This is a genomic window from Dongia sp., from assembly GCF_041909655.1.
GTDB lineage: Bacteria > Pseudomonadota > Alphaproteobacteria > Dongiales > Dongiaceae > Dongia.
Window position 1 is genome coordinate 64,559 of sequence record NZ_JAYRDA010000005.1, and the last position, 15,684, is coordinate 80,242.

Here is a 15,684-nt window from a genome sequence, read left to right on the forward strand (position 1 = left end):
TCAGGCGAGGAGTTCGAGGAATCGCAGCAGCGCCAGATCATACCAGGGGCGGTCGAGTCCCACGCCGTGGAAACCCACATGACCGCCGGAGACGGGCAGTTTCAGATGGAGATAGGGATTGTCGCCCCATTTCACTTCGGCATAGCTCATCGCCGGGATCCAGGGATCATCGCCGGCGTGAATGACCAGGGTCGGCCGGCGGATCGCCAGCAGGCGCCGGTTGGCTGAACATTCCGCATAATATTGCTCGGCCGATTGGAACCCATGCGCCGGCGCCACGATCCGAGCATCGTATTCCCGGATCGACCGGATCCCGCGCGCCGCCGGCCCCGTCTCGTCACGCAGATTGGCGAGAAGATGCGCGTGATAAAGCCGGTTGCGATGAGTCGCCAGACGATGCTGTGCGGCGGAAAGGTCAATCGGCGCAGAGACGCTGACCGCAGCCATCAGGTCAGCATTGGCACCGGTTTCGCCAAGATATTTCAGCAGAACATTGCCGCCGAGCGAATAGCCGACAGCGACAATGCCATTGCGCGTCAGTTCGGGATCCAGACCCTTGAGGCAGGCAGCAATGTCTTCGCTGCGACCAGCGTGGTAATTGCTGCGCGAGAAAGACCGCCCCGGTCCAGCACCGCGCAGATTGAGCCGCATGACGGGATAACCAGCTTTCAAGAGATGACCGGCGCTCACGCGTATGTAGAAGCTGTCTTCGGAACCATTGAGGCCATGGATCAGAAGAATGAGTGGCTTGTGCTCGACGTCGTCCGGCCGATGCAGCTTGGCAATCAGCCGGTCGCCACTGCCATCGATACAGGCAAACACCCGCGTCTCGGCCGCCCAATCGTCGATCGTGTCCTTAGGCGGTTTCAGCCAATTGCGCAAAGTCTGTAGATCACCGCCGCGCCACAGCGGCAGCGGGCGGAAGGGCGGCAGGTCTAGCTGCTCGAAGCGGCTTATCCGGGTATCAGCCATGCGCGAACGGCTGCAATCTGCTCTGGCGCCATCAGGGCTGGCGCGTGGCCCATCCCGTCCCACGTGACCAACTCAGCGCGAGGACCGCGCCGGGTCATCTCTGCCGCTGTTTCCGGTAGCAGAAGATCCGATTGCGCGCCCCGGATGACAAGGATCGGACAGGCGATACGGTCCCAGAGCGCCCATAGATCCCAATCCTGGATCGCCAATCTCACATTGTTGACGATGGCTGGATCGTAAGCGAGACCGAACGTGCCGTCTGCATGCCGGCGATGGCCGTGAGCAACCAAGTGCTGCCATTCGACGTCCGTGAGCGGGCCGAAGGGAGCCAGAACCTTGCGCAGATGGGTCTCGATCGCCGCCAGGGACGAGAAGCGGTTATCGAGGCCGACATATTCGGCAATCCGCTGCAAAGCGGCCTTGGGTACGAAGGGTCCGACATCGTTGACAACGAGGCGGCGGATCGGCGAGCCCGCAGAAGCGGCCAAGGTCATGCCAATGAGCCCACCCATCGAGGTGCCGACCCAAAGGACCTCGTCAACGCCGAGCCGCGCAATGAGCGCGTTCATGTCGGCGCAGTATTGCGGATAACCGTAATGCAGCGGATCACGCAGCCAATCGCTCTTGCCCCGGCCGACAATATCCGGACAAATCACCCGGCAATCACGCGACAGGTCTTCGGCCAGGGCATCGAAATCCCGGCTATTGCGCGTCAGGCCATGGCAGCAAATGACGACGCGCGACGCCTTGGGATCACCCCATTCCGTGTAGGCGACACGGTGGAATCCGGCAGGACTGAGGCCGAGGAAATGTCCTTCGCGCATCCTTCAGCGTACCCCGCCGACCGGCTGATCATGCACCACGACCAGAGTTTCCGGCGTAAAGCCGTTGAAGCGTGTCGCCAGCGCATTCGAATAGGCACCCACCCGATCGATCTCGATCCAATCACCTTCGGCGATATCGGCCGGCAGCGAAAAGGTCGACGGCAAGACATCGAGAGAATCGCAGGTCGGTCCGTTGAGAATGAAATCATGAGGCGCACCGCTAAAGCTGCCGTTGAGGCGATGCGCGCGCGCCGGCAGCTTCAACCCGGCATCGACCGTTTCGGAGAGCGAGCCGTAGATGCCGTCATTGATGTAAAGCTGATCATCCTTGCGCAATTGCACCTGCGTCACGACCGAGATCGCGGTTGCCACCAGGGCACGGCCGGGTTCGCACATGATCACGCAATCGCGGCGCAGCTTCAGTGCCTTCAGGCCGGCTTCGATCTCGGCGATGAAATCCTCAAAGGGCGGCATGTTGGTGCCGAGATATTCCGCCGGAAAGCCACCACCCACATCAAGACCGACGATATCGACCTTGGCTTTCTCCAGGACCTCGCCGACGATGCCGAGTGCCTGGGAATAGGCGCCGGGAACCAGGCATTGCGAGCCGACATGAAAGGCGAGACCGACGCGGCAGCCGCGCGAGGATGCATCGCGCAGCATTTTCGCCGCCTCATCAACGTCGGCACCGAACTTGGCGGCCAGATGATAGAAGGCGCCGTCGACCGGCGGTGTCTTCAGGCGCACATAGATCGTGAGGCCCTCGGCACCCCCCGTTTCCGCCAGGATCTTGTCCAGTTCACTCGGGTGATCGACGACATAGGTATCGATTTCATAGACCTTGGCCGCTGTGCCGATCACGGCGCGGCCCTTGACGGGATGCATGAAATAGCAGGCAGCGTCCGGGAAGCTCTCACGCACCTGAGCGATCTCCGGCAGGGAGGCGGTGTCGAAATGGCGGATGCCGGCCCGGTGCAGGGCGCGGACAACTTCGGGATGCGGGTTGCACTTCACGGCATAGAGGACGCGGCCAGGGAACTGCTCCAGGAATTTTTTGGCGGCCCGGTCGATCAGTTCCGGCCGCAGGCAATAAACCGGGTAGCTTGGCTTCAGCGTGTCGATCATCGTGCGCACGCTGTCGAATTCCTTCATCATACCCGGCTCCCGTGGCACTTATGTTACATGGTTGGCTTCTAGCGGATCGACCCGCTGTTGTCACCCGCCGGTCAATTCCGCTATCAAGTCAGATTAATGACAAGAAAGTAAATTGGGGGAATAGATGATAGCGCAAACAGGCGCCAAGTCGGGGAGCGGGCCGCTGTCGGGGATTGTCGTCGTCGACCTGACGCGTGTCCTCGCCGGACCGTTCTGCACCATGCTGCTCGCGGATCTGGGCGCACGCGTGATCAAGGTGGAAAATCCCAAATCCGGAGACGATTCCCGCGCCTATGGCCCCTTCATCAATGGCAAGTCGGGCTATTTCATCGCCCAGAATCGCGGCAAGGAATCGATCGCCCTCGACCTCAAGAATCCCGAGGACCAGGCTATTTTGCACCGGCTGCTGCGCCGCGCCGATGTTCTTATCGAGAATTTTCGCCCTGGCACCATGGCCCGGCTCGGCTTTGGTCAGGATGCCCTGAAAGCTCTCTACCCGCAACTCATCTACGCCTCGACCTCGGGCTTCGGACAGACAGGTCCTTATGCCGACAGACCGGCCTACGACATCATCGCCCAGGCGATGGGTGGCATCATGAGCCTGACCGGCCATGAGGATTCGCCACCGACGCGCGTTGGCGCCTCGATCGGCGATCTTGGCGCCGGCCTCTTCACCGCGCTTGGCATCGTCTCGGCCCTGCATCACCGCAACCGCAGCGGCGAAGGCATGGCCGTCGACGTCGCCATGCTGGACAGCCAATTGGCACTGCTGGAAAATGCCATCGCGCGCTATTACTCGACCGGCACCTCGCCCAAGCCGATGGGTGCCCGGCATCCCTCCATCGCACCCTTCGAAGCCTATCGCGTCAAAGACGGCCATATCGTCATCGCCTGCGGCAACGATCCGCTGTTCCGCCAGTTCTGCCGCGCCGTCGGTCATGAACATCTCGCGGACGATCCTCGTTTCGCCACCAACGCCAAGAGATCCGAGCATGTGCTGGCGCTGAAAGAGGCGATGGAGGCGTTTCTCACCACCCAGACCATCAGGCATTGGCTCGACTTCCTCGGGAAAGCCGGTATTCCTTCGGCGCCCATCAACAATGTCGAACAGGCGATCAACGACCCGCAGGTTCAGCACCGTCGGGTCGTTCTGCCGGTCGACGACCCCAGCGTGGCGCCGTTATGTGTTGCGGGCTCGCCGATAAAGTTCTCGGGTTTCGTAACACCGGAGACCCGCCCGCGTGCCCCTGACCTCGATGAAGATCGCGCTCGCATCCTGGCCGATTTTCCCTAAAGCGGATAAGTTTGGCGCCTAAGCATCATGACAGGAACAGGCCACGCATGGCGAAATGGCTGCGCCGCTTTCTTTTTGCTCTCATTGGGCTAATCGTCCTCGCGGGTTTGGCCGGCCTTGGCGGCTGGCTTTGGCTGCGGACGGGGTTGCCACGGATTGAGGGCGAGATCATCGTCCCCGATATCGCGGCAACCGTCACGATCCAGCGCGACGATCGTGGCGTCCCCACGATACGGGCACAAACCAGCAGCGATGCCTATTTCGCCCTGGGTTTCCTGCATGCCCAGGATCGGTTGTTCCAGATGGATGCCATGCGACGGTTGGGTGCCGGACGTCTTGCCGAAGTGATTGGGCCCAATGTGTTGCAGACCGACCGGCTGATGCGCACCCTCGGCCTCTACGCATCCGCCGAGGCGCAGGTGGCCGCGGCGAGCCCCGCCCTGAAGCAGGCGCTTGAGGCCTATAGCGCCGGCGTGAATGCCTTTCTCGGAAACCATGATGGTGCTTGGCCGCCGGAATTCTATGTCCTCGGCTATGAACCAGAGCTGTGGCAGCCGGCGGATTCGCTGGTCTGGGGGCGGCTGATGGCACTCGATCTATCCGGCAACTGGCAATCAGAAGTGACCCACAAGCGGTTGCGCGAAAATCTGCCGCCTTTCCTCTTCGACTTGCTGGTGACCAGTCCTGCCGTGCAGGCGGCACAGAACGACGGTGGCGGTGCTGCATGGCGGCAACCGATCAACGAAGCCTCCAATAGCTGGGTCATTGGCGGCGCACTCAGTGCCAGCGCTTCGCCAGTGATCGCCAACGACCCGCATCTCGGTCTCGGTCTGCCGGCCACCTGGTATCTCGCACGATTGGAAACGCCGGAGATGATCTGGACTGGCGCGACCGCGCCGGGCCTGCCCTTCATCCTCATCGGCACCAATGGCCACGTTGCATGGACCTTCACGACGACACATAGCGACACGCAGGATCTTTTCGAAGAACGCATTGTCGCCGACCGGCCCGATCATTATGACGCGCCCACGGGACCGATGCCTTTCGAACTGCGGCAGGAGGTCTTCAGGATCAAAGGACAGGAGGACGTTACCCTGGTCCTGCGCAGCACACGGCATGGCCCCGTTGTTTCCGACCTGGACGTCGACGATACCGGCAAGAGCAGCGTGCTGGCCCTGACCTGGACCGCCCTGTTGCCTAAGGATCGTACACCCGAAGCCCTGCTCGCCATGAACGAAGCGCGCGATGCAGCCGCACTGGAAGTGGCCTTGCTCGACTTTCATGCCCCACAGCAAAACATCGTCTATGCCGACAGCGAAGGCATATCGGGTTTTGTCGCCGCGGGCCGCGTGCCCTTGCGCAAGCAGATATATGAGAGCAGCCGCGTGCCAGCACCGGGCTGGAGCGGTGCCTATGATTGGGACGGCCTGCTGCCCTTTGCCGAATTGCCGCAGATGCGCGGCGGCCCCACCGATCGCATCGTCACGGCCAACAATGACATTCGGCTCCCCGGGTATCGTGCCTTCATCACGGCGGATTGGCCCGACGATACGCGGGCACGGCAGATCAAGGCGCTGCTGGACCAGAATAAGCCTATGGACCTGAAACACTTCCAGGCCATGCAGATGGACAATCATACGGCGCCGATGCTCGCTTTTGCCCAAAAATGGCTGGATCTCGCCAAACGGATTGCGCCGGAAATTGGCGGGATGTTAGCTGCCTGGGACGGGCGCGTGGAGCGCGACCTCGCAGCTCCCCTCATTGCCACGATCTGGCTCGATCGTACGGCACGCAATCTGCTGGCTGACGAGATGAAGACAGATTTTGAGGAATGGTGGTTCTGGCAGGTCGACCGAATTGAAAAGGCGCTGGCCGATGGCCGCGCCTGCGACGACGTGGCAACGGAAACGACGGAAACCTGTGACGAAATCGTCTCAGCCGCGCTCAAGCAGACGATCGCAGATCTCACGGCGGCCTTCGGTGCCGACCCCACCGCATGGCAATGGGGTGCCAGTCACCGCGCGCATTTCCGCCACCCCGTCTTCCGCAACATACCTATCGTCGCCGAATGGCTGGACGCGGATCTGCCGAGCGATGGCGATTTCTTTTCCGTCAATCGCGGCACCGCGACACCGCCCCGAGAGGGCGTGATGCTTTCTCATGTCCATGGACCGGGCCTGCGCTTCGTCCATGATTTCGGCGATGCGACGGGACCGCATTTCAGCCTCGCCGGCGGCCAATCCGGCCACCCGCTTTCGCCCCATTACGCCGATTGGCTTAATGACTGGCGCGACGGAGCCTATCGCGCCATCACCGGCGCAGCCGGCGAAGAACTCGTCCTCAAACCTCAGCAGAGTGCACCATGAGCACCAGCCAGACATCCCTTCCCACCCTCGCAGACATCGAGGCCGCCGCCACGCGCATCGCCGGCGAGGTGATCCGCACCCCCGCCGTGGCGGCGCCGCGCCTTGCGGCACAGCTTGATCTCGCCGGCTTGTGGCTGAAGCTGGAAAGCCAGCAATTTACCGGATCGTTCAAGGATCGCGGTGCACTCAACAAACTGAAGTGCCTGACGCCCGATGAAGCGAGGCGTGGCGTCATTGCCATGTCCGCCGGCAATCACGCGCAAGGCGTCGCCTATCACGCGCAGCGTCTCGGCATTCCGGCGACCATCGTGATGCCGGAAGGAACGCCCTTCACCAAGGCCGAACGGACATCAGCCTTGGGTGCCAAGGTCGTGCTGATGGGCGACACCATCGACGCCGCGGCTCTGCATGCGCGCGAAATCGCCAAGGAACATAACCTCGTCTTCGTGCATCCCTATGACGATGCCTTGATCGTTGCCGGGCAAGGCACCATTGGCCTGGAACTCCTCGAACAGGCCCCCGAGATCGACATGCTGGTGGCACCCATCGGCGGGGGTGGCCTCATTGGCGGCATCGCGACGGCGCTCAAGACAAAGCGCCCCGAGGTCGAGATCGTTGGCGCAGAATGCCGCCTTTACCCCTCGATGCATCATGCCGTGAACAACCTGCCGGCGCAGAATGGGGGGCAGACCCTGGCCGACGGCATCGCCGTGAAATCGCCGGGCGCCCTCACCCGCGCCATCGTCGAGAAGCATGTCAAAGAAATCGTCCTGGTCGAGGAAGAAGCAATCGAGGCCGCGATCAACATGCTGGTCGAAGTGCAGCGCCTGGTAACGGAAGGGGCCGGCGCCACATCCCTGGCGGCCATCCTGGCCTATCCGGAGAAATTCCGCGGCAAGCATGTCGCCGCCATCGTTTCGGGCGGCAATATCGATGCGCGCCTATTGGCCCAGGTCCTGATGCGCGGCCTGTTCCGGGATGGCCGCGTGGTGACGCTGCGGATCGAGATCTCCGACCAACCGGGGGTCCTGGCATTGGTTGCCAAGCTGATCGGCGGCACAGGGGGCAACATCATCGAGGTCCACCATCAGCGGATGTTCTTCGATCTGCCAGCCAAACGGGCCGAAATCGACGTCGTGATCGAGACCCGGAATGCCCAGCACGTTCACGAGATCATTGCCGCCCTTGAGCAAGCGGGATTCGATACCCGGCGCCTCTCCAGCCGCTCGGATGACGTGCCGAGCTGAAACTGAGGGGCCAAAAATACGAAATAGGTAGTAATTCAAGCCCCTTGTCCCGAATCCTAAACCAAGTATTAACTAAAACCGGCCATTTTGGGGCGGAGTTATTCCAGGGGCGGGTTCAAGCTTTCCATGCTGGTCATTGTCGGCGCCATCATTGTCATTGTCTGCGTGCTGGTGCCCTATGCGGTGCATGGCGGGCATCTTGGTGTGCTGTGGCAACCATCTGAATTCGTTATCATTCTGGGCGCGGCGCTGGGCTCGCTGGTCATCAGCAGCACCAAGACCGGCCTCAAGGCCGTCGGGAAGGGCCTGAAGCGAGCTCTCAAGGGGCCGACCTACAAAAAAGACAATTATATCGAGCTTCTTTCCGTGCTCTATCAGTTGTTTAGGCTTGCCAAAACCAAAGGCATGCTGGCCCTGGAACAGCATGTGGAAAAGCCTGACGAAAGTACCCTGTTCGGCCAATTTCCGAAGTTCCAGCACGACCATCATGCGGTCGAATTTCTGTGCGATTATCTCCGCATGATGACGCTCGGCACGGAAAACCCGAACGAAGTCGAAACACTGATCGATTCCGAACTGGAAACGCATCATGCCGAACTGCACGTCGCCAGCCATTCGGTGCAGAGCATGGCCGACGCCCTGCCCGCCCTCGGCATCGTCGCCGCCGTGCTCGGCGTCATTCACACCATGGGATCGATCGACCAGCCGCCGATCATCCTCGGCGGCCTGATCGGCGCAGCACTCGTCGGTACGTTCTTCGGCGTGCTGGTCGCCTATGGTTTCGTGGCGCCGCTAGCGACCGCCATCGCGGGCGTCGACAATGCCGATGCCAAATACTACCAGTGCATGAAGGCTGGTTTGCTTGCCCATATGCAGGGCTATCCGCCGGCAGTCTCGGTGGAATTCGCGCGCAAGGTTCTGTTTTCGACCGAGCGTCCAAGCTTCTACGAAGTCGAACAGGCGGTCAGCGCCTTGCCGGCACCGTAAAGATTGTGAAGGGTCGTGGCCATGGCGGCCGATGAAAGACCGATCATCATCAAGCGGATCAAGAAATCGGGCGGCGGCCATCATGGCGGCGCCTGGAAAGTGGCCTATGCCGATTTCGTGACCGCGATGATGGCCTTCTTCCTGCTGCTGTGGCTGCTGAGTTCGACCACGGAAGAGCAGAAGAAAGGCCTCTCCGACTATTTCACCCCGACCATCGCGATTTCCGAACAATCGAGTTCCGTCACTGTTATGGACGGGCAGCCGCAGGTGATGGAAACGATGAGTGGCGCCGCGGCGGCGCAGGCCGAAATCGAAGGCGAGGACGAAGAAGCCGCGGCTGGTGCAGGTGGCGAAGCTGATGGCACAGCGCCGGAAACGACCGAGGACGGCTCGCAAGCGATCGATGCCGCGAAGGCGGCAGAGGCTTTGCGCGCCGAAGAAGCAGCGCGCTTCGAGAAAGTGAAGGAACAGATCAAACAGGTGATTGCGCAAACACCAGACCTGTCCGGCCTGGAAGATAATCTGCTGGTGGACCAGACGCCGGAAGGCCTGCGCATCCAGCTCCTCGACAAGGACAAGGAATCGATGTTTGCGTCCGGCAGCGCCACAATGGTGCAGCGGAGCCAGCAATTGCTGGGGCTTGTCGCCCAGGCCGTGAAAGATATGCCAAACAAGCTGGCCATTTCGGGACATACCGATGCTACCCCCTATGTTGGCACCGATGGCCGCAGCAATTGGGAATTGTCGAGCGACCGCGCAAACGCTGCACGGCGCGTTTTGGTCCAGGGCGGCGTCGATCCTGCCAAGGTGCAGACCGTGGTCGGCCGTGCCGAGACCGAGCCCTTCCTCAAAGAGAACCCGGCCGACCCGCAGAATCGCCGCATCTCGATTGTTCTGCTGACCGACGTGCCGCCGGCCGCCCCACCGGCGGCCGCACCACTCTCGGCCCCGGAACCGGCCCCGCCGCCCAGCGAGATCGTGCCACCCAGTCAGTCCGGCGGCTAACGAATCCGTGAGGATGAGATCGGGCAAGAAGGACAGCTCTTGCAGCGCTCACCATCCAGCGCCATATCCAGCCGATACCTGAATATTGCGCAAGGTAGCCCAGCGTGACCGACCGGAAACCACCTTCGATCGACCTAGCCCCGCTCAGCGGCGCGGGCGGAGAACAATTCCGTCGCGACGGTGACCGCACGGCGCGTCAGAATCTGGCCGCGCCCGAACTCTATGAGGGTGTCCTGCTGCGCCGGTCCTGCGCCGCCATCCTGGATTTTACCATCGCCTTCGTGCTTTCCCTGATCCTGACGCTGGCCACCTGCACGGCCTCCGTCTTCACTTTGGGCCTGTTGTCGATCCCGGCCATATTGGTGGCACCGGTCGTCATTCATGCGTTGATGGCCGGTTTTATGATCGCCGGCCCATCGGCAGCAACCTGGGGCATGCGGGCCTTCGGTGTGCGCGTCGCCGCCCTGAATGGCCAGCGGCTGGATCATGTGCAGGCATTCCTGATGGTGGCGATGTACTTCGCCAGCGTGACGATCTTTTTCCCAGTATTGCTGATGGGCCTCTTCATGGAACGCGGCCGGTTGCTGCACGACCTCGTCTCGGGCACCGTCGTCATCCGGAGCAATCCGGATTGACAGCCCCCTCTGGTTCTTGCGCCGGGGCTGGCGTAGGATATTAGCATGAGCGTCCAGAGCCGCAGCTTTCCGATCAGCTTCATGGTGACCACCGAGGTCCCCTGCCCCTATCTGCCTGATCGGATGGAGCGCAAAATCATCACCGAGCTGGCCGGCTCCCAGGCGAACGACATGTTCGAGTTGCTGTCGCGCGCCGGCTTTCGACGCAGCCATTCGATTGCCTACCGGCCCGCCTGCGCCGCTTGTCAGGCCTGCGTCCCGGTGCGGATCGATGTCGCCGGCTTCGTCACCTCGCGGTCGATGCGCCGGGTGCTGGCGCGCAATGCCGATCTGTCGAGTGAAATCCGGCCCGCGCATCCGACCCAGGAACAGTACCAGCTTTTCAGCCGCTATCTGGAGGCCCGCCACAACGATGGCGAGATGGTCGGCATGGGGCCACAGGATTACGCCAGCATGGTTGCCGACAGCCCGATCGATTCGCGCATGATCGAGTTCCGCGACCCCAGCCGGAAGCTGGTCGCGGCCTGCCTCACCGATTGGAGCGGCGATGGCATATCGGCCGTTTACAGCTTTTTCACACCAGAACCCGTCAGCGCCAGCCTAGGTACATTCGTGGTGCTGCGCTTGTTGGAACTGGCGCGGCAGGCGGGGCTTCCCTACCTCTATCTCGGCTATTGGGTCAAAGGTAGCCAGAAGATGGATTACAAACGGCGGTTCCAGCCCCTGGAACGCTATGGGGCCGACGGCTGGCGAAGAATGACCGAGGACGAGATCGCGGGCGAAACCGGCGAAGAATAGGTCATCGAACCATCTTCGGGTCGCTTTTCTTGCCGCGCAGGACCTGATAGGTTCCGGCCCGAATGCCATAGTTACGTGAACACCGGCGCGCAAGACAGGCACGATCGGTTCAAGTTTTGAGGATCTGGTTATGCGACGTCGCCGATTTTTGACCGGGGCCCTGACCGCTGGCGCCGCTGGTGCCGGCGCGGTTTCCTTGGCAAGTACTTTCCCCAAGCCCGCCCTCGCGCAGGAACGTATCGAATGGCGCATGGTCACGGCTTGGCCCAAGGGGCTGCCGGGCCTGGGCTCCAGCGCCGAGCGGCTGGCCGAGCGGATCACCCAGCTTTCCGCCGGACGCCTGACGGTCAAGGTCTTTGCCGGCGGGGAACTGGTTTCCCCCCTGCAAGGCTTTGCCGCCGTCTCGCAAGGCATGGCGGAGATGGCCCATGACTTTTCGCTCTATCACATCGGCCAGATGCCGGCGGCGGCTTTTTTCAGCGCCGTGCCATTCGGCCTGACGCCCCAGGAGTTCAACGGCTGGATGAACTTCGCCGGCGGTCAGGAGTTGTGGGACGAACTTTATGACACCGCCGGCGTGAAGCCTTTCCTGGCCGGCAATACCGGCGTCCAGATGGGCGGCTGGTTCCTGGAAGAAGTTAAATCGGTCGGCGATCTCAAAGGCCGGAAGTTCAGTATTCCCGGCTATGGTGGCGAAGCACTCAAGAAACTCGGTGTTGAGACGGTGACGCTGTCGAGTGGCGAGCTGTTCGGCAATCTGCAGGATGGCAGCATCGACGGCGCCGAATGGATCGGGCCCTATAATGATCTGTCGCTCGGCCTCTACAAGATTACCAAGCTTTACTACTGGCCCGGCTTCCAGGAACCTGGCACCGGGCTGGAGTGCATGGTGAACAAGGGCAAGTTCGCCGCCCTGCCGGATGATTTGCGCCAGATCGTGGCCGCCTCCTGCCTCGCGGAAAACGACCTTACTTCGGCGGAATATAGCGGCCGCAGCCCGGGCGCCCTGGCGACGCTGGTCAACGAATATGGCGTCCAGCTCAAGAAATTCCCGCGCGACATGCTCATGGCGTTTGGCCGCGCCTCCAGCGAAGTCGTAGCCGAAGTGTTGGAGAATGGCGACGACCTGACCAAGCGTATCGTCACCTCCTACCTCCGGCACCGCAAGGCAGCTCTGCCTTGGAGTCGGGTCGCGGATGGCGGGTTTCTGGCAGCGCGCGACCTGGGCTTTGCTTTCCCGGACGGGTCCACTTCGTAAAATTCAGTATAATCAATTAGGTACCCGTCCTAAGGGCTGGCATGGTTGCGGCGCTGGACCGAAGCTATTCACTGTGGCTTGATCCCTTCAGCATCACATCTCGGAGGGGATCATGACCTGGGAGACATGGCTGGCGTTTACCGCAGCTACGACAATTTTGCTGGTGATCCCGGGGCCAACTATTCTGCTCGTCATTTCCTACGCCCTCGGCCAGGGCTGGCGCAGTGCACTCCCCATGGCGATCGGCGTGGCGCTGGGCGATTTTACCGCGATGACCGTTTCGATGCTCGGCCTGGGTGCTCTGCTCGCCACCTCAGCCACCATTTTCACCATCCTGAAATGGATAGGCGCAGCCTATCTGATCTGGCTCGGGATCAAACTGTGGCGGGCTGGTGGCGCGATCAACGCGGCGCCTCGGACTGACCGCACTTCGGCGGTGAAGATGCTGGGGCACGCCTGGATCGTCACGGCCCTCAATCCGAAGAGCATCACATTCTTTGTCGCCTTTCTTCCTCAATTCCTTGATCCACATGGTCCCTTCCTGGGTCAGATGGCGATTTTCGAAGCGACTTTCCTGGTTTTGGCCTTTGCGAATGCCCTGGGCTTTGCCATCGTGGCGTCGCGAGCAAGAGCGGCGATCCGGAGCCAGCGGGTCGTCAGCACGGTCAACCGGGTGGGTGGCAGCCTGCTGATCGGCGCCGGCGTGCTCACGGCCAGCCTGCGGGGAAATCCGGGCTGAGACTAAAGTCGTGTTTGCTCGATGGCCTAAATGATTGCGCCGATTCAAGGCATTAGTTAGGGTCGGGCCGAGGCTTTAAACAGCGCCGGAAGAGGCGTCACATCTGGGAGAACACTGCATGCTGGCATTGCTGGCGGTCAGCCGCGGCATCGATGCCGTCACGGCTTTCATTGGTCGTTCCGTGAAGTGGCTCATTCTGGTCGCGGTGTTGGTCAGCGCCGGCAATGCCATTATCCGGAAAGTCTTCGACAGCAGTTCAAACGCCTGGCTCGAATTACAATGGTATCTGTTTGGCGCCGTGTTCATGCTGGCCGCCGCCTATACGCTGCAGATGAACGAGCATATTCGCATCGACGTGCTCTCCAGCCGCCTTCAGAAGCGCACCCGCGACTGGATCGACCTCATCTGCCACATCGTCTTCCTGCTGCCCTTCACTCTGATGATGGTGTGGCTCTGCATCCCGTTCTTCGTCGATTCCTATACCAGCCAGGAAATGTCGATGAATTCCGGCGGCCTCATCATCTGGCCGGCGAAGGCCCTGATCCTGGTCGGTTTCATTCTGCTATTGGCACAAGCCTATTCCGAGATCGTCAAGCGTATCGCCGTTCTTGCCGGAATCATCGATGAGCCCAGCGTGCAGCATGAATTATCGCCCTTGATCGAGGAAACGATGGGTGGCGCCAGACCACATGACAATGACGGGGAGTCGCGCCGATGATCGAGTTCATCGCCCATAACCTCGCCCCAATCATGTTCGCGTCGCTGGTCCTGTTCCTGATCCTGGGCTATCCGGTTGCCTTTGCCCTCGCCGCCAATGGCCTGTTCTTCTTCTTTATCGGGGTTGAACTGGCGCCGCTTTCCGGCGGCGAAATCACGCTCTCCTGGCCGCTATTGCAGGCATCGCCAGGTCGCCTTCTCGGTGTCATGAACAACGAGACATTGTTGGCCATTCCTTTCTTCACCTTCATGGGCATCATCCTCGAGAAATCGAACATGGCCGAGGATCTGCTCGATACGGTCGGCCAGTTGTTCGGTCCGGTCCGAGGCGGTCTTGCTTATGCCGCCATTCTGGTCGGCGCGGTGCTCGCCGCGACGACAGGTGTGGTCGCGGCCTCGGTCATGGCGATGGGTCTCATCTCGCTCCCTATCATGCTGCGCTATGGCTATGACCGCTCACTGGCGACCGGCGTCATCACCGCCTCGGGCACGCTGGCGCAGATCATTCCGCCATCGCTGGTACTGATCGTGCTGGCCGATCAATTGGGCCGCTCGGTCGGCGACATGTATGCCGGCGCGATTATCCCGGGCCTTCTGCTCACAGCACTCTATTGCGGATATGTCTTGCTGGTTACCATCTTCAAGCCCGCAGCGGCGCCGGCTTTACCGGTCGAAGCGCGCACACTTGGCAGCGGCACGACCTCGCTCCTTGCCATGATCGCGCTTGGCATCGGCATTGGCTTTGGCGCTCATGTCCTGATGGCGCAAACAGGCGGGGCCGGCACGGATATCTGGGCGGCCACGATCGCCGTCGCTGCGATCTACGGCATTGCGCTGGTCAATCGCGGCTTGAAGCTGAACCTGCTTTCTCTGCTGGCCCAGCAAGTCGTCATCACGCTGATCCCGCCGCTGGCGCTGATCTTCCTGGTGCTCGGCACGATCTTCCTCGGCATTGCGACGCCGACCGAGGGTGGTGCCATGGGTGCTGCCGGCGCCCTCATTATGGCCTTGGCCAAGCGCCGCCTCTCATTCGGCCTGCTCAAGCAGGCGCTGGAATCGACGACGCGCCTCTCCTGTTTCGTGATCTTCATCCTGATCGGCGCCCGCGTCTTCTCGCTGACCTTCTACGGCGTCAACGGCCATGTCTGGGTCGAAGAATTGATGTCGGGCCTGCCAGGCGGCGTCTGGGGTTTTCTGATTGCCGTCAACATCCTGGTCTTCATCCTGGGCTGCTTTATCGATTTCTTCGAGATCGCCTTTATCGTGATTCCGCTGCTGGCGCCGGTGGCAGACAAGCTTGGTATCGATCTGATCTGGTTCGGCGTCATCCTGGGCATCAACATGCAGACGAGCTTCCTGACGCCACCCTTCGGCTTTGCCCTGTTCTACATGCGCTCGGTAGCGCCCACGGGATCGTGGGTTGATAAAGTGACCGGAAAAGTCATGGCCGGGGTCAAGACCGGCGAAATCTATCGTGGCGCCGTTATCTTTATCTTCCTGCAGCTGATCATGGTCGGCGCCGCGATGCTCTATCCCGAGATGGTCACGCATTACAAAGGCGACGCGCCGACAATCGATCCCAACGACGTCGAGATCACTTTGCCACCAAGCGAGGGGTTGGGCGATCTACCCGCGATTGAAGGTGCGCCGGAAATCGATCTGTCCCAACCGCCCGAATTCAACTAAG

At 61.3% G+C, this 15,684-nt stretch carries 14 protein-coding genes; 11 read left to right on the forward strand and 3 right to left on the reverse strand.

Annotation, left to right across the window (positions count from 1 at the left end; genetic code table 11):
- From ACE3PR_RS11455 to ACE3PR_RS11465, 3 genes are read right to left on the reverse strand one after another with little or no spacing between them, the layout of a single operon-like run.
- Entirely contained in the window at window positions 1-972 is a 972-nt protein-coding gene (locus ACE3PR_RS11455; protein WP_374371835.1) for a YheT family hydrolase, read from the reverse strand.
- Window positions 954-1,796 carry an alpha/beta fold hydrolase gene (locus ACE3PR_RS11460; protein WP_374371837.1) on the reverse strand — a complete coding sequence of 281 codons (843 nt, stop codon included), beginning with the start codon at window positions 1,794-1,796 and terminating at the stop codon, window positions 954-956. The genes ACE3PR_RS11455 and ACE3PR_RS11460 overlap by 19 nt, the downstream gene beginning before the upstream one ends.
- A 3-nt stretch (window positions 1,797-1,799) precedes the next feature.
- Complete coding sequence (locus ACE3PR_RS11465; RefSeq protein WP_374371840.1) at window positions 1,800-2,951, reverse strand: type III PLP-dependent enzyme; 1,152 nt, start codon at window positions 2,949-2,951, stop codon at window positions 1,800-1,802.
- A 124-nt stretch (window positions 2,952-3,075) separates the two neighbouring features.
- Between ACE3PR_RS11465 and ACE3PR_RS11470 the strand changes: the two genes are divergently transcribed.
- From ACE3PR_RS11470 to ACE3PR_RS11520, 11 genes are all read left to right on the forward strand, one after another.
- Window positions 3,076-4,245: a CaiB/BaiF CoA transferase family protein gene (locus tag ACE3PR_RS11470; RefSeq protein WP_374371842.1), complete on the forward strand. Its 1,170-nt coding sequence runs from the start codon at window positions 3,076-3,078 to the stop codon at window positions 4,243-4,245.
- A 47-nt stretch (window positions 4,246-4,292) separates the two neighbouring features.
- Window positions 4,293-6,611 carry a penicillin acylase family protein gene (locus tag ACE3PR_RS11475; RefSeq protein WP_374371844.1) on the forward strand — a complete coding sequence of 773 codons (2,319 nt, stop codon included), beginning with the start codon at window positions 4,293-4,295 and terminating at the stop codon, window positions 6,609-6,611.
- The gene (locus tag ACE3PR_RS11480; RefSeq protein ID WP_374371846.1) at window positions 6,608-7,858 is read left to right on the forward strand and encodes a threonine ammonia-lyase; all 1,251 of its coding nucleotides are present in this window, start codon (window positions 6,608-6,610) and stop codon (window positions 7,856-7,858) included. The genes ACE3PR_RS11475 and ACE3PR_RS11480 overlap by 4 nt, the downstream gene beginning before the upstream one ends.
- 126 nt (window positions 7,859-7,984) lie before the next feature.
- The gene (gene motA, locus ACE3PR_RS11485; RefSeq protein WP_374371848.1) at window positions 7,985-8,845 is read left to right on the forward strand and encodes a flagellar motor stator protein MotA; all 861 of its coding nucleotides are present in this window, start codon (window positions 7,985-7,987) and stop codon (window positions 8,843-8,845) included.
- A 21-nt stretch (window positions 8,846-8,866) separates the two neighbouring features.
- Complete coding sequence (motB, locus tag ACE3PR_RS11490; RefSeq protein WP_374371850.1) at window positions 8,867-9,850, forward strand: flagellar motor protein MotB; 984 nt, start codon at window positions 8,867-8,869, stop codon at window positions 9,848-9,850.
- Between the two features lie 104 nt (window positions 9,851-9,954).
- Window positions 9,955-10,485, forward strand: a complete 531-nt coding sequence (locus ACE3PR_RS11495) for an RDD family protein (protein ID WP_374371852.1) — start codon at window positions 9,955-9,957, stop codon at window positions 10,483-10,485.
- A gap of 45 nt (window positions 10,486-10,530) precedes the next feature.
- The gene (locus ACE3PR_RS11500) at window positions 10,531-11,283 is read left to right on the forward strand and encodes an arginyltransferase (protein WP_374371854.1); all 753 of its coding nucleotides are present in this window, start codon (window positions 10,531-10,533) and stop codon (window positions 11,281-11,283) included.
- Window positions 11,284-11,413: 130 nt separating this feature from the next.
- Window positions 11,414-12,541, forward strand: a complete 1,128-nt coding sequence (locus ACE3PR_RS11505; protein ID WP_374371856.1) for a TRAP transporter substrate-binding protein — start codon at window positions 11,414-11,416, stop codon at window positions 12,539-12,541.
- Window positions 12,542-12,653: 112 nt separating this feature from the next.
- Window positions 12,654-13,280 (forward strand): LysE family translocator, encoded by a 627-nt coding sequence (locus ACE3PR_RS11510; protein WP_374371858.1) that lies wholly within the window; start codon window positions 12,654-12,656, stop codon window positions 13,278-13,280.
- 118 nt (window positions 13,281-13,398) lie between these two features.
- Window positions 13,399-13,998 (forward strand): TRAP transporter small permease subunit, encoded by a 600-nt coding sequence (locus ACE3PR_RS11515; RefSeq protein ID WP_374371860.1) that lies wholly within the window; start codon window positions 13,399-13,401, stop codon window positions 13,996-13,998.
- Window positions 13,995-15,683, forward strand: a complete 1,689-nt coding sequence (locus ACE3PR_RS11520) for a TRAP transporter large permease subunit (protein ID WP_374371862.1) — start codon at window positions 13,995-13,997, stop codon at window positions 15,681-15,683. Before ACE3PR_RS11515 ends, ACE3PR_RS11520 begins: the two co-directional genes overlap by 4 nt.
- Window position 15,684: the final 1 nt, after the last annotated feature.